The 13,179-nt window shown below is 53.5% G+C and carries 17 protein-coding genes and 1 pseudogene; 12 read left to right on the top strand and 6 right to left on the bottom strand.

All coding sequences use genetic code 11. The annotated features are described in order from the left end of the window. Nucleotides 1–18: 18 nt before the first annotated feature. Nucleotides 19–162 carry a hypothetical protein gene (locus C230_RS22395; protein ID WP_018131080.1) on the top strand — a complete coding sequence of 48 codons (144 nt, stop codon included), beginning with the start codon at nt 19–21 and terminating at the stop codon, nt 160–162. 15 nt (nt 163–177) lie between these two features. On the opposite strand, the gene C230_RS0105720 is transcribed toward C230_RS22395, so the two are convergent. Together C230_RS0105720 and C230_RS0105715 are read right to left on the bottom strand one after the other, a co-directional pair. Beyond that, entirely contained in the window at nt 178–918 is a 741-nt protein-coding gene (locus C230_RS0105720; RefSeq protein ID WP_018131079.1) for an SDR family NAD(P)-dependent oxidoreductase, read from the bottom strand. A gap of 142 nt (nt 919–1,060) precedes the next feature. Further along, entirely contained in the window at nt 1,061–1,252 is a 192-nt protein-coding gene (locus C230_RS0105715; protein WP_018131078.1) for a hypothetical protein, read from the bottom strand. A 192-nt stretch (nt 1,253–1,444) separates the two neighbouring features. Between C230_RS0105715 and bcp the strand changes: the two genes are divergently transcribed. Both bcp and C230_RS19575 read left to right on the top strand, forming a co-directional pair. Continuing rightward, a complete protein-coding gene (gene bcp / locus C230_RS19580) occupies nt 1,445–1,915 on the top strand; it encodes a thioredoxin-dependent thiol peroxidase (protein ID WP_083910470.1) in 471 nt (156 codons plus the stop codon). 222 nt (nt 1,916–2,137) lie between these two features. Beyond that, a pseudogene (locus C230_RS19575) lies at nt 2,138–2,374 on the top strand (HesB/IscA family protein); the annotation flags it as partial. 48 nt (nt 2,375–2,422) lie between these two features. On the opposite strand, the gene C230_RS0105700 reads toward C230_RS19575, so the two are convergent. Further along, the gene (locus tag C230_RS0105700; protein ID WP_018131073.1) at nt 2,423–2,857 is read right to left on the bottom strand and encodes a hypothetical protein; all 435 of its coding nucleotides are present in this window, start codon (nt 2,855–2,857) and stop codon (nt 2,423–2,425) included. A 156-nt stretch (nt 2,858–3,013) separates the two neighbouring features. Between C230_RS0105700 and C230_RS0105695 the strand changes: the two genes are divergently transcribed. Together C230_RS0105695 and C230_RS0105690 are read left to right on the top strand one after the other, a co-directional pair. Further along, nucleotides 3,014–4,183: an MFS transporter gene (locus C230_RS0105695; protein WP_018131072.1), complete on the top strand. Its 1,170-nt coding sequence runs from the start codon at nt 3,014–3,016 to the stop codon at nt 4,181–4,183. A 132-nt stretch (nt 4,184–4,315) separates the two neighbouring features. Further along, nucleotides 4,316–5,563, top strand: a complete 1,248-nt coding sequence (locus C230_RS0105690) for a glycosyltransferase family 2 protein (protein WP_018131071.1) — start codon at nt 4,316–4,318, stop codon at nt 5,561–5,563. Between the two features lie 48 nt (nt 5,564–5,611). Here the strand turns inward: C230_RS0105690 and C230_RS0105685 are convergent, their stop codons facing one another. Beyond that, nucleotides 5,612–5,914: a YunC family protein gene (locus tag C230_RS0105685; protein WP_018131070.1), complete on the bottom strand. Its 303-nt coding sequence runs from the start codon at nt 5,912–5,914 to the stop codon at nt 5,612–5,614. 135 nt (nt 5,915–6,049) lie between these two features. Here C230_RS0105685 and C230_RS0105680 point away from each other — a divergent pair, with 135 nt between their 5' ends. The 6 genes from C230_RS0105680 to C230_RS0105655 all read left to right on the top strand — a co-directional run bounded on the left by C230_RS0105680 (nt 6,050) and on the right by C230_RS0105655 (nt 11,403). Beyond that, nucleotides 6,050–7,831: a B12-binding domain-containing radical SAM protein gene (locus C230_RS0105680; protein ID WP_018131069.1), complete on the top strand. Its 1,782-nt coding sequence runs from the start codon at nt 6,050–6,052 to the stop codon at nt 7,829–7,831. A gap of 203 nt (nt 7,832–8,034) precedes the next feature. Beyond that, a complete protein-coding gene (locus tag C230_RS0105675; protein ID WP_156807365.1) occupies nt 8,035–9,102 on the top strand; it encodes a M42 family metallopeptidase in 1,068 nt (355 codons plus the stop codon). 213 nt (nt 9,103–9,315) lie between these two features. Continuing rightward, nucleotides 9,316–9,798 carry a divergent PAP2 family protein gene (locus C230_RS0105670; protein ID WP_018131067.1) on the top strand — a complete coding sequence of 161 codons (483 nt, stop codon included), beginning with the start codon at nt 9,316–9,318 and terminating at the stop codon, nt 9,796–9,798. A 20-nt stretch (nt 9,799–9,818) separates the two neighbouring features. Beyond that, a complete protein-coding gene (gene splB, locus C230_RS0105665) occupies nt 9,819–10,886 on the top strand; it encodes a spore photoproduct lyase (RefSeq protein WP_018131066.1) in 1,068 nt (355 codons plus the stop codon). A 30-nt stretch (nt 10,887–10,916) separates the two neighbouring features. Beyond that, nucleotides 10,917–11,144, top strand: a complete 228-nt coding sequence (locus C230_RS0105660) for a hypothetical protein (RefSeq protein ID WP_018131065.1) — start codon at nt 10,917–10,919, stop codon at nt 11,142–11,144. Between the two features lie 31 nt (nt 11,145–11,175). After that, on the top strand, nt 11,176–11,403 hold the full coding sequence (locus C230_RS0105655; protein ID WP_018131064.1) for a hypothetical protein: 228 nt from the start codon (nt 11,176–11,178) through the stop codon (nt 11,401–11,403). Nucleotides 11,404–11,500: 97 nt separating this feature from the next. On the opposite strand, the gene C230_RS0105650 is transcribed toward C230_RS0105655, so the two are convergent. Then, a complete protein-coding gene (locus C230_RS0105650; protein WP_018131063.1) occupies nt 11,501–11,761 on the bottom strand; it encodes a hypothetical protein in 261 nt (86 codons plus the stop codon). 259 nt (nt 11,762–12,020) lie between these two features. Between C230_RS0105650 and C230_RS0105640 the strand changes: the two genes are divergently transcribed. Beyond that, entirely contained in the window at nt 12,021–12,908 is an 888-nt protein-coding gene (locus C230_RS0105640) for a TolB family protein (protein WP_018131061.1), read from the top strand. Here C230_RS0105640 and C230_RS23120 read toward each other — a convergent pair. Next, on the bottom strand, nt 12,835–13,179 hold a 345-nt coding region (locus tag C230_RS23120), incomplete at its 5' end, for a hypothetical protein (RefSeq protein ID WP_211208003.1). The genes C230_RS0105640 and C230_RS23120 overlap by 74 nt on opposite strands.

The following is a 13,179-nucleotide window of genomic DNA, read 5'->3' as shown; positions in this document are numbered from 1 at the left end:
CAACAGGAGGGATGCGGCATGCGTGAGCAGGATCACGGGTACATCGAAGTGGAGGAGGAAGATTTTCTGGCATGGGTACGTGACCTGTCCGACGAATCTCCGTTTGACGAACTGTTCATTGACGAGCGGTTGGGAGTGGAAACGGGGCCGCACGGCGAATGAAGCGGAGGGAGCAGGTCAATCGGCGTAAATCATTTTGATTGTCATGCCGCCGTCAATCACCAGCCGCTGGCCGGTCATGAACGACGATTCATCGGTAGCAAGAAACAGGCAAGCGTTTGCAATGTCTTGCGGCCTGCCGACCCGGCCCGCCGGGTGTTGCGCGTGATCGATCGGGCGCAGCGGATCGCCGCCGATGTGGATCCAGCCGGGACAGATCGCATTGACGCGAATGTCGGGGCCAAGCGAGTTGGCCAGCGCATGCGTCAGCGCCAGCAAGCCTCCTTTCGATGCGGCGTATGCTTCATTGCCTGGTTCTGACATGAGGGCGCGGGTCGACGCAATCTGGATGATCGATCCTCCTCCCGACCGGCGCATCAGCGGGGCGGCCGCCTGTGAGCATAAGAACGGGCCGCGCAGGTTGACGTTCAGAATCGCATCCCACGTTTCTACCGTTAATTCGTCAATCGGCGAAAAGTGGGAGACACCGGCGTTATTGACCAAAACATGCAGCGCGCCGAACTGCTCATCCACCCGGCGCATCAGATGTTCAACCGACCGCGGGTCTGCCACATCGGTCTTGAAAAAATGGGCGCTGCCGCCCGTGTCGCGGATGGACGCTTCAGCTGCCTGTCCGGCTTCCGGCGATTTTTCCGCAATGATGACAGTTGCCCCTTCCCGCGCGAACGTTTCGGCGATCGACCGGCCAATTCCCTGGCCGGAACCGGTTACGATTGCAATTCGATCAGTCAGACGCATGGAAGACCTCCTCCACCAAACGACGAATACGTGCCGCGAAGGATATGGGACCGGTTGAGCGTCAACCTCATCCGGCAAAACGACTGCACCCCGCAACGCGGCAGGCCTTGCGGCGGTCGGAGTGCTGCGGACCCACCAAAACCTAACGGGACGACAGATAGTCCTGCCACGCTTTCCGGTATGGGTTCGGCAGGACGTCCGGATCTGTCTCTTCCTCCTCCAGCACCGCATACTTCACCTCTTCGTCCCATGAACCGGAACGGATAAAATAAACCAGCAAACCGATAATAAGCAACAATTGCAGAACGAGCAACACCATTACCCACCCATCCATCGCCAGCGCCTCCCTGTATGGATAGTGTACAAGTCGAGCAGACTTGTTATAACGGAAGATCATGTATTGTTGAAATATTCTATATATGATTTTAAATTCCTGCCGCGTGCGATCTGGTATAATCTTGTAGAGCGGTGGCTGCGGCTGCTTGCAAACGTCACATGTCAGAATCTGACGAGGAGGGGATGAAAAATGGCGCAGGTCGAGGTGGGACAAGCCGCTCCCGATATTGCCGTGCCAGCGACGAATGGCGAGCGGGTGTCGGTTGCCGATTTTCGCGGACGCTCTGTGGTGCTGTATTTCTATCCGAAAGACGCGACCCCCGGCTGAACCAACGAAGCCTTGGATTTCAAGGCACATCTTCAAGGTTTTGAAGATGCGAACGCTGTGATTCTCGGTGTCAGTCCGGATTCGATCCAATCGCATGAAAAATTTTCCATTAAACACGATCTTCCGTTCCTGCTGTTGTCCGATGCAGACCATAAACTGGCGGAAACGTACGGTGTGTGGGTGGAAAAAAACATGTACGGCAAAAAGTACATGGGAATCGAACGCAGTACGTTCGTGATCGACAAGCAAGGGATCATCCGCAAGATTTATCGGAAAGTCAAAGTGAAAGGGCACGCGGAAGAAGTGCTTGAGTTTGTGAAAAGCTTGTCCTGACGATTGTATCCGGCAACGGGGTTTGACATATGATAAAGCGAAAGGCTTTGTCAATCCGTCCGGCTGTGTTACAATAATCCCAGACACCACCAGAAAGGGGAGAGATCCGTGGTAACCTTGACCGAAGCAGCGGCAACCAAAGTGAAAACCTTGCTCGCTGATAAAGGGGAAGACCTGGCTCTCCGGATTTTTATCAAATCCGGTGGCTGAAGCGGCTTCTCATATGGAATGGCACTGGATCGTGCCAAAAGCGACGATAACGTATTCACCGAAAACGGCGTAAAAGTGGTGATCGACCCGACGAGCGCCCGCTATTTGCAAGGCGCGGAAGTGGACTATGTGGATTCCCTGATGGGAGCCGGGTTCAAGATCAGCAACCCGAACGCATCGTCCACCTGCGGTTGCGGCAGTTCCTTCCGCACGGCGACCGATGCGGGCAAGCCGGGATCCTGCTGCTAAAACGGATGGAAAAAGCCTATGGAGATCGCATCCATAGGCTTTTTCTCTTTATTCCGCATGATCGCCGTGCAGGTATCTCTGCAGTGTCTGCATAATGTCCTTGTCCAACAGCTCCGAATCCGGATCCTGTTCAAAAATCGCCTTCAGCTCATACGCCGCTTCCAGTATGTACATTTTCCTCGCGGCGTCCCGCGTTTTGGCGGTGGAAATGCTGTCGAGATCCGGATGGAACGCGATGTAGCCCAGTTCCACGCGCGGCGGGTAGTGCTCTTCCACCACTTTTTTCAAGGCGTTTAAACAATGCCACTCATTGGACAATTCCGGATGCTGGGCGAGAGCGGTCACCGGATTTTCGCCGGCCGGTGCGTGCTTCGCTGGCGAAGGCATTTCGATCCACGTTTTCATAATCTGTATGATGTCATCTTGTTGATCCGGCGTCAGCCGTTCAAACAATGAGAGAAGCTGTTCACGCTTGTCGTTCATAAGCTGAACTCCTTTGAACCGATATATTCTGCTTCTTCATTATACCACAGTGCCCGCAACTGAGAACCATTCTCCTGGCAATAGGTTTTTTCATGAAAATATGGTAATCTTTAAAAAGAGATCGCAATGCAGTTTTCAAGTCCGGAGGCCCGTTCGATGAAAAAAGTGTATCTTGCTTTATTTGCCGTAATGTTCATGGTCATGCTGGGGTTTGGCATCATTATTCCGATTTTGCCTTATTACGCCAAAAGCTTTGGCGCCGATTCGCTGCAGCTCGGGCTGCTGATGGCCGCTTATTCGGTGATGAATTTCCTGTTTGCGCCGGTGTGGGGCGCCGTGTCGGACCGTATCGGCCGCAAGCCGGTTCTGTTGATTGGCTTGGCCGGTTTTGCCGCATCCTATTTTCTGTTCGCGATGGCGACGGAGCTTTGGCAGCTGTTTGCCACCCGCATTCTGGCGGGGATGCTGTCGGCGGCAGCCTTGCCGACGGTGATGGCGTACGTGGCGGATGTCACCACACCGGAGACGCGGGCAAAAGGCATGGGCATGGTGGGAGCGGCCGCCGGGCTCGGGTTTATTTTCGGACCGGCGATTGGCGGCAGTTTGTCACGGTTTGGCAATCCGGTCCCGTTTTGGACGGCAGGGGCGCTGGTGGCAACCAATTTCATTTTTACAGCGTTGGTACTGAAGGAGTCGGTGTCGTCCGAACAGCGCAGCCAGAACGCGGCCCGCAAAGAAACAACCTGGTCCGCCTTCAAACCGCCGCTCTCGTACCTGTATCTGATGCAGTTGATCGTAACGCTCTCATTGGCCGGACTGGAGGCAACGTTCGCTTACTACGCTCTGAGCGTGTTTGGCGCGGCCGAGTTTGATATGGCGATGATCTTTATGATTATGGGAATAGCCGGCGCTCTTGTGCAAGGCGGTCTGATCGGCCGACTGACGAAGTCGCTCGGTGAGGAGAAAGTGATTCAAATTGGGCTGCTGCTTTCGACGGTCGGATTTTTGCTGATCACGCAAGTCCATTCGTTTGCCACCGCCGCCGTCTACCTGACCGTGTTCGGGCTGGGCAACAGCATGATTCGCCCCGCCGTGTCGGCGCTGATCTCGAAAAAAACGGAGGCCGGGCAAGGCAGTTCGATGGGGCTGCTCGGTTCGATGGATTCGCTCGGACGGATCGCGGGGCCGGTGATCGGCGGTTTTCTTTACAAACTCGGCATCACGCTGCCGTATGTTGCGGGCGCTGCCATTTCGGCGGCTGCGATCGTGATGTTTTTTGCCTATCTGAAAATGGAACGGGGAACGGGGGGCGGATATTCGCTGTAAACGACTTGATTCGCACGTTATTTCACCTTGATTTTACTTGTCCGCACGCTTGTGTACATGATATAGTAAAATGACGCCAATGATCGAAGTCCAATTTTTGAAACGATAAAAACGAAACGAGGGAAATTCTTTATGAGTTTTCTTGGAACTGTTGCGGATGGTATATTCATTGCGCTGCAAGTTCTGATTGGGATAACGAGTGCGTATCTGGCCGTGCTGTCGGTGTTCGGGCTACGCCGGAAGAAAGAGACGATCACCAGTGCGCCGCAAAAAACGTTCGCTGTGATCGTCGCGGCCCACAACGAGGAAGAAGTGATCGAACCGCTCATCGACAATTTGAAGAAGCTGGATTATCCGAAGGAACTCTATGACATTTACGTGATCTGTGACAACTGCACCGACAGAACGGCTGATATCGTCCGGCAGGCGGGCGCGATCGCCTGCGAACGGTTTGATGACACGAAGCGGGGCAAAGGCTACGCGATCGAGTGGATGCTGGAGCGGCTGTGGCAGCAGGAGAAACAGTACGACGCGGTCGTTATGTTCGATGCAGACAACCTGGTGGCGAAAGACTTCCTGCTTCACATGAATCAAAAATTGCTGAACGGCGACCGGGTGATCCAGGGCTATCTGGATACCAAGAATCCGTATGACTCATGGATTTCCATTTCGTATGCGATTTCCTACTACTACACGAACCGCATGTGGCAATTGCCGCGGTTTAACCTGGGTCTTGGCAACGCCCTGGGCGGCACGGGCATCTGCATTGACGCCGCGCTGCTGAAAGAAATGGGCTGGGGTGCCCATTCATTGACCGAAGACGTGGAATTCACCGCCCGTTGTATCGAGCGCGGCATTTATCCGCGCTGGGCGCACGACGCGATCGTCTATGACGAAAAGCCGAATACGCTGAAAGCGTCATGGAACCAACGGCTGCGTTGGATGCAGGGGCATTTCGATTGCGCGTCCCGCTACTTCTGGCCGTTGTTAATCAAGAGCATCAAGACGCGCAACTGGGCGATGCTTGACGCTGCGCTCTATCTGTTTCAACCGATGCGGTTTCTAATCATTTTCCTGATGATGATGGTATTGCTCTTGCAGTTGGTGATGCCGTGGTGGTGGCAGGTGACCGCGATCCAGGATATCCTGTTCCCCACCGAATTCTGGACGGTGGTCAACATTCTGCTGTACGCGCAATTGCCGCTCGCCATGATTCTGGAGCGGGCGAAGTGGCGCGCTTATCTCGGCCTGATCGTGTATCCGATTTTCCTGTTCACCTGGTTCCCGATCACCGTTGTGGCGTTCTTCACCAAGAACAACAAAAAGTGGAGCCATACGGTACATACGCGCGGCATCCGGGTGGAGGAACTGTCGCGTTGATTGGTTGGGCATGCAGACGTTCGTCAGAACGAATGCATGCCTTTTCGTTTAGAGCATCCGTAGCAGCGCCTCGCGGCCGGTCATGCCCGGTACGATCCCCAGTTCTTCTGCTTTCGCTGTCACCGATTCGAGCGGAAAATTCAACAGGTCGTCCAGGCTGCGGACGCCTACTGCGCGGCCAGCGACGATTCCGCGGTCGGCCAATTTTTCGTTCAAAAGCTGGATGTCCAGCGCTCCGCACATGATATATCCTTTGTCGGTTTTGATCGCGAGCAGGTTGGTTTTCGGCAGTTCGACATGCACTCCGATCACGGTGTGTCCGTCGATTTCGATCGGTTTGACGGTAACCAACGAGCTTCCTCCTTTCGCAGGTGGTCTCTTATACAAATATGGGAATGCAGCCTGAAAATGTGAATCGGCTGCCCGTGAAACCGAGCGAAATGTGTACTATACTGAGTACAAGAATCTGTAGGATGGAGGATCGGAATGAACATCCTGTTGACCACGCTGAATGCCAAATATGTGCACTCGTCGCTGGCGCTCCGATATTTGCGAAGTTATGCGGAACCCCATTTCCCGGGCATTCGGCTGGTGGAATACACGATCAACGACCTGGCGGAGAAAATCGCGGCCGACATCTACAAAAGGCAGCCGGACGTAGTCGGTTTCTCCTGTTACATTTGGAATATCACCGAAACGATCGCCGTGATCAAACGGCTGAAAAAAGTGCTGCCCGATGTGAAAATCATCCTCGGCGGTCCGGAAGTCTCTTATGAAACGAGGCTGTTCATGGAGCAGCATCCGTATATCGATTATGTGGTCGCTGGCGAAGGAGAACAGACGTTTCTCGAACTGCTGCAGGCGCTCGCTGCCGGGCGGGGGGCGGAAGGGATTCCGGGCGTGGTCTACCGGGACGGCGACATGATTTGGGAAAATCCGCCGCGCCCGCTGCTGTCCAACCTGAACGTGATTCCGTCGCCTTATCAGGACCGGCTGGAAGAATTGGAAAACCGGATCGTCTATTTCGAATGCTCGCGGGGATGCCCGTTCAAATGCCAGTATTGCCTGTCCTCGATCGAAGACGGCGTGCGGTATTTTCACCTCGAGCGGGTGAAGCGGGACCTGAAACGGCTGATCGATGCCGGGGTGCGGCAGATCAAATTTGTCGATCGCACGTTCAACATTCATAAGCGGTATGCGCTGGAGATTTTTCAGTTTTTGATTGACAACCGGCGGGACACGACGTTTCACTTTGAAATTACGGCCGATATCCTCAAACCGGACGTAGTCGATTTTCTCAATGAGCATGCGCCGAAAGGCCTGTTCCAGTTTGAGATCGGCGTGCAATCGACCAACGACCTGACGAACGAGCTCGTACAGCGCAGGCAAAACTTCGAGAAGCTGGCGAATACGGTTCGCAAGATCAAGCAAGGCGGCAAAATCCACCAGCACCTTGACCTGATCGCCGGGCTGCCGGAAGAAGATTACGCATCGTTCCGCAAAACGTTCAACGATGTGTACGCACTGCAGCCGGACGAACTGCAGCTGGGATTTTTGAAGATGTTAAAAGGCGTGGGGGTGAAAATCAGGGCGGCCGAACACGGATATGTATGGAACGATGAGCCGCCATATGAGATTTTGTACAACAACGTGCTTTCCTACGACGATATCCTGCGCCTGAAAGGCGTCGAAGACATCCTGGAGCGCTACAGCAACTCCCACAAATTTGACGTCTCGTTGCCCTATATCATCGCGCAGGAATTTGCGACGCCGTTTGACTTTTTCCAGGACTTCGCGGACTACTGGGAGACGCACGGCCTGTTCAAAATCGGCCACCGGCTGAAGGCGCTCTACCAGCACCTCTACGACTTCCTGCAAACGAGAAACTCGAAGCACCTGCCGGTGATTCGCGAACTGCTGAAGCTGGACATGGCGCTGCACGAACGATCCCGCCAGTGGCCGGATTGGATTCGTCCCGAGGACGATCCGGCGAGGGTGGAACAGACCTATCAGCTTCTGCAGAATGAGGCTTGGCGGCAGGCGAATATGCCAGTGCTGGCCGACGTACCGCCGCATCTGATCCGGAAAAATTCGTTTGTGCTGACACTCCGCTGCGATGTGGACAAGGCGGTGCTAGAGCCGCAGCAGACGCAAACCGGAAACGAACGGAGCACGGTTGTCGTGTACTACGACGCCCCGCACAGACAGGCGGGAGCGGCAGATTACTTTGTGCTGTCCGAAACGGATCGTCTGGTGGCTAGCAAATAAATCGATCGGTTTCGCCCTTGGCATGGTTTGCAGTGCCGCTGCCAAGGGGATTCTTTTTGTCTGCACATGGTGAGCCGGTTTTTGGCTCATTCTAGAACGTAGCTTCCAGTTTCTACACAAGTCCGTTCGTTTCGATTACAATGAAAGAAGTGCTTTGTACATAAAATTCCAATGCAAAAGGAGGCAAACTTGTGGACCAATTGATGACGATGTTCAAAGAACTGACGGAAGCGGCGGGCGCACCTGGCCAGGAGGAGGAAGTGCGCGGCATCATGCGTCGTTATCTGGAGCCGTTGTCGGACGAAATCCTGACCGATCGGCTGGGCAGCATCATCGCGAAGAAGACCGGCTCTGCCGATGGGCCGAAAATCATGCTGGCGGGCCATCTGGACGAAATCGCTTTGATGGTGACCCATGTCACGTCGAAGGGGTATATCAAGTTTCAGCCGCTCGGCGGTTGGTGGTCGCAAGTGATGTTGGCGCAACGCGTGTTGGTCAAGACCCGCAAAGGCGACATCGTCGGTGTCATCGGTTCCAAGCCGCCGCACGTGTTGGCGCCGGAAGAACGCAACAAAGTGGTGCAGATCAAGGACATGTTCATTGACATCGGCGCTTCCAGTGCGGACGAGGCGAAAGAGTTCGGCGTTCGCCCCGGTGATCCGATCATCCCGATCTGCCCGTTCACCGTGATGAAAAATGAAAAATTCATCATGGGTAAGGCGCTCGACAACCGGGCGGGCTGCGCGCTGGCGGTGGAAGTGCTGAAGCAGCTGCAGGATGTGCAGCATCCGAACGTCGTGTTCAGCGGCGCCACGGTCCAGGAGGAAGTGGGGCTGCGCGGGGCCACCACCTTGCCGCACGTGGTCGAACCGGATATTTTCTTCGCTTTGGACGTGGGAATTGCCGGCGACACACCCGGCATGACCGACGATCAGATGCCGAACAGCAAGTGCGGCAAAGGTCCGCTGATCGTGCTGTACGATTATTCGATGGTGCCGCATAAGAAACTGTTGGATCTGGTGCTGGACACGGCGGAAGAGGAAGGGATTCCGGTGCAGTTTGAATCGATGCCGGGTGGCGGAACGGACGCCGGCAAAGTGCATTTGTACGGAAAAGGCGTCCCCTCGCTGTCGATCGGGTTCGCGACCCGGTACATCCACAGCCATGCGTCGATCATGCACCGGGATGATTTTGAAAATGCGGCGAAACTGCTGGTGGCCGTCATCAAAAAATTGGACGAGAAAACGTTCGCCTCACTGTTGAACTATTGATAGAAGGCTTTGTCCGCTGCCCCTGCGAGGAAGTCGGAATTTTCGACGGAGCCTGGCGCACTTCGTGGGGCATTGCGCGTACCGTACCTCTTCGGATTTTTCCGAAGAGGTTTTTTGATCATGGACGATCAACTCGGCGTTACCCGCATGGACGCGGGTGTTTTTAGCCGAGTTTCCTTGCGCATACTAGGTGTGCATACGGGAGGGGTGACCATGCGAACCATCCTTTTGAATCATTCATTGATAACTTCGCTGATCGCGACCGTGCTGGCCCAGTTTGTAAAAGTGCCGATCCATTATATCGCGAAGGGGGATTGGGATTGGCGGAAACTGCTGGCCTCCGGCGGCATGCCGAGTTCCCATTCAGCGACTGTCTCCTGTCTCGCTGCCAGCCTCGGGATCACACATGGATTTGAGTCCCCAATATTTGGAATAGCCGCCATTTTGGGGTTGATCGTGATGTATGACGCGGCGGGGATTCGTCGGCATGCGGGGGAGACAGCGATGGCGTTGAACCGTTTGGAAGCCGAGTTTGATAAGCATATTGAGGAAGAATACAAGGGGAAAACCCGGCTCGACTTTACACGGAGGCATAAACGCCTGAAAGAAATGCTGGGCCATCAGCCGGCCGAAGTGGTGGCCGGAGCCGTTTTTGGGGTTGTGGTGGCGCTTGTTTTTCAGCGATTTTGGTACTAAATGAAGCGGGAGGGATTCAGATGACTGTTCCGGTGCGCGGAAAAGCCGTGGTCTTGCCCCGTTCCAAGCCGTTCATGCCGGATTTCGTATTTTTTGAACCGAAAGCGTTGGACTATGAATTGGGGGACACCCTGTACCGAAAGTTTCGGGACATGGAGATCCCGATCAAAATCACCCCGTCCCACAACCGGGTGACCGGGATTCCCGGCGACACCCCAGCTCAGGCATACCGAAACGCGAAAAACACGCTGGTGGTCGGCATCAAAAAATCGATGGACCTGGAAACGTCAAAACCATCGGCCGATTATTCTCTCCCGCCGGCGACCGGCTGCATGGGTCACTGCCATTATTGCTACCTTCAGACCACGATGGGGCGAAAACCGTATATTCGCGTGTACGTCAACATCGATGAAATCTTGGCCACCGCTGAAAAGTATATGGAACGGCGGGCGCCGCAGATCACGACGTTTGAGGCGGCATGTTCGTCCGACCCGGTGGGAGTCGAACACCTGACGGGCTCGCTGAAGAAGATGATCAATTTTTTTGGACGGCAACAGTTGGGAAGGCTGCGCTTCGTCACCAAATATGCGCATGTCGACTCGCTGCTCGATGCGCAGCACAGCAAGCATACCCGGTTTCGGTTTTCGGTCAATTCCGAGTACGTGATCAAAAACTTCGAACCGGGCACCTCCTATTTTCACGAACGGGTGGAGGCGGCGGGAAAAGTGGCGCGGGCCGGCTATCCCCTCGGCTTTATCGTGGCACCGATCATGATCTATGAGGGCTGGGAGAAAGGGTACCGGGAACTGTTTCAGCGGTTGGCTGGCGTGTTGGTGCCCGAGGCAAAGCAAGACCTGACATTTGAATTGATCCAGCACCGGTTTACGGCAACGGCGAAAAAGGTGATTCTCGAGCGGTATCCGAAGACGAAACTGGACATGGACGAAACGAAGCGCAAATACAAATGGGGGAAGTACGGGCGCGGGAAATGGGTGTATCCGGACGAGCAGGCGCAGCTTTTGAAGGATACGATTTCGGACTTGATCGCAACGTATTTTCCGGAAGCGAAAATTGAATACTTTACATGATGCATCCAACAACGCGAGGGGTGTAGTAGGGTGGTCGACAACCAACCGGAATTGATCGAGGAGACTGTCAGCCGGGTTGAAGATGCGGCGGATGAAGCAATCCAGGCGGCGATGGTGAAAACGGCGATTCGCGCCAATCTGGCGGGTGAATCGGCCGGGCAAACGGCGTCCTTGACCGAAGTCGCGGAAGAAAGGGCGCGGCGGGAAAAAGATCGCCGCCAGCCGCAAGGGTATCCGGATGACCCGCAGCGCGGCTGAATTTTTCAATTGTGCACAGGAGGTGGGAACGATGCCGGATGAATCCCAGTTTACGGAACAAACGTTGCGGAAAGCGGAAGATACGCAGGATGTAACGATCGGCATGAGCCAGGCGGCGATGCGCGCCTTCGTCGAAGGCCCGATCGATCGGGCAACCCCGATCACGCGGATGGATCTCGAACAGTCGGCGATGGCGGATGACAACCGGGAAGATGCACAACGTGACGGGTTCCGTTACGATTATGATGACAATCGATGAATAAGCAAAAGGAGTCGGAGAACCGGCTCCTTCTTCCTCAACCAAGCTCTCCGTGCAGCCACACCATATTTCGCCGACACACGTACTCAAGCAGGGACTAGCACCAGGCTCCTTCCCGTTCAATTTTTTCGATCACCGTTTGCAACGCCATCCGTTTGTCGTAGACCACATTGCTGCCATAGATGATCATCTTCGCGTCCGGATTCTTATTGGTTCCGATCGCGTAAAATTTGCCGTCGATCGTTTCAAACAGTTCGATCAGAAATTGGCCTTTTTCGCTGTTGTAGTCGTACAATTCCTTTTTCAGCAGTTCCGCCCCTTCCGGCAGTTCCACCTCGCTCCACGTCGCTTGTCCCACATTCAGTCAGCTCCTTCCGTGAATTTCTCCTCTATTTTACATCCCCGGGTTGGTCGATGCACAGTGTTGTAAGCAGCTGGTGTAATTCTTCTGCGGAAAGGGTAAGATGGAAGTGAGTCATTTCGATTCCTCCTTGGGATATGGTTGTAGACAAACTCCATGATTCCCAAAAAAGAGGATTGAAATGACTCTTCCTATTTCAGATCCTTTTTACACATAATACCGGACACAACTGGGTTCAAAAGGAAGAGAGTTTAAGATGGGAAGTAAAGTAGCGTATTCGCTTGATGCCCAATCGATGTCGGTTAAAGCTGTTCCGGTTACGGAACATGCACTTAACCTTGGCCAGGATAAGATGCAATTTGTTATTGTCAACGGTCACGCGTTTGCAGAAAACTTGGAAAAAACTAAGCGCACAGAAACCGGAGAAATTGTAATGGATGTATCAGACTATTCTAATTTATGGTTGGTGTCAGATGATGGAACGAGAGCACGACCGCTTTTAGATAGCGCAGGTTATGAAGCATTAAAGAAGAGAATTGCACAAGATAATCTCAATAAAGGTGAAGACAAGCTCTTTCTGGTATGGGGTTACAATCCTCACCCCGTTAACGGAGGAAAACAGATCGCCTATTCTTCGAATAAAAATCTGATCCCTTTAGATAAAGATGATTACAGCGTATATGTTGTAAACACTGATGGAACCAATGAAAGAATTCTGCTTGATGCTCAAAAATATGGTGGACTTCGCATTGTTGGAACAGCAAATGAAATGGTCATGGCCCACAGCCCGAAAAATCACTCGCTTATTGTTGGTAATGTGGTTACCGGAGCGACAAAAGATTTACTGATTGAAGGATGGCCAGAGGCCGTGTCACCAGATGGTACGTATGTTTTCTTTCGAAAAATGGAGGACAATTATATCAAACAAAATGATCTTTGGATTCTCAACTTGAAAACGGGTGTTGAATCGAAAGTTACCGGAATGCCGCAAGGGTATTTCTATAATGCTCCTGGAGAATGGTCACCCGACGGCACCCGATATGCATTCTATGCGAATGGTCAAAACAATGTTAACGACAAGAAAATGTATAGAGATAATAACCTTCTTGTCCTGGTAGATACTGTTGCCAGTCACGTAAAATGACGGCGTAAATCTCACCGACAATGACGGGAGAAGGGGAACGCCAACCTGCCAAATCAATGAGAAGTGTAACGCCGCTCAAAACGAAAGGCACACGCTGCTCGTTGTGAATAGAAGCGGCATGTGCCAATCGATGTGAGTTGTGGGGACAACGTAAAATCAACTCGTAACGCCGCGCTGCCGGTGTCAACATCGGATGTAAAATCCCCAATAGCATCGGATAGCAATTCCCCAAAATCACCGGCATGATTTCCTCAAAATCATCGGGATGAAT

Origin of the sequence: Effusibacillus pohliae DSM 22757 (assembly GCF_000376225.1) — a bacterium.
GTDB classification, from domain to species: domain Bacteria; phylum Bacillota; class Bacilli; order Tumebacillales; family Effusibacillaceae; genus Effusibacillus; species Effusibacillus pohliae.
This window is presented reverse-complemented; position numbering and strand designations above follow the sequence as displayed.

What these genes read in the sequence shown, in the direction of transcription:
- C230_RS0105680 (WP_018131069.1), top strand. Translation starts at nt 6,050, where the DNA reads ATGAACATCCTGTTGACCACGCTGAATGCCAAATATGTGCACTCGTCG.
- C230_RS0105675 (WP_156807365.1), top strand. Translation starts at nt 8,035, where the DNA reads ATGACGATGTTCAAAGAACTGACGGAAGCGGCGGGCGCACCTGGCCAG.
- C230_RS22395 (WP_018131080.1), top strand. Translation starts at nt 19, where the DNA reads ATGCGTGAGCAGGATCACGGGTACATCGAAGTGGAGGAGGAAGATTTT.
- splB (WP_018131066.1), top strand. Translation starts at nt 9,819, where the DNA reads ATGACTGTTCCGGTGCGCGGAAAAGCCGTGGTCTTGCCCCGTTCCAAG.
- C230_RS0105700 (WP_018131073.1), bottom strand. Translation starts at nt 2,857, where the DNA reads ATGAACGACAAGCGTGAACAGCTTCTCTCATTGTTTGAACGGCTGACG.
- C230_RS0105670 (WP_018131067.1), top strand. Translation starts at nt 9,316, where the DNA reads ATGCGAACCATCCTTTTGAATCATTCATTGATAACTTCGCTGATCGCG.
- C230_RS0105715 (WP_018131078.1), bottom strand. Translation starts at nt 1,252, where the DNA reads ATGGATGGGTGGGTAATGGTGTTGCTCGTTCTGCAATTGTTGCTTATT.
- C230_RS0105720 (WP_018131079.1), bottom strand. Translation starts at nt 918, where the DNA reads ATGCGTCTGACTGATCGAATTGCAATCGTAACCGGTTCCGGCCAGGGA.
- C230_RS0105695 (WP_018131072.1), top strand. Translation starts at nt 3,014, where the DNA reads ATGAAAAAAGTGTATCTTGCTTTATTTGCCGTAATGTTCATGGTCATG.
- C230_RS0105690 (WP_018131071.1), top strand. Translation starts at nt 4,316, where the DNA reads ATGAGTTTTCTTGGAACTGTTGCGGATGGTATATTCATTGCGCTGCAA.
- C230_RS0105640 (WP_018131061.1), top strand. Translation starts at nt 12,021, where the DNA reads ATGGGAAGTAAAGTAGCGTATTCGCTTGATGCCCAATCGATGTCGGTT.
- C230_RS0105655 (WP_018131064.1), top strand. Translation starts at nt 11,176, where the DNA reads ATGCCGGATGAATCCCAGTTTACGGAACAAACGTTGCGGAAAGCGGAA.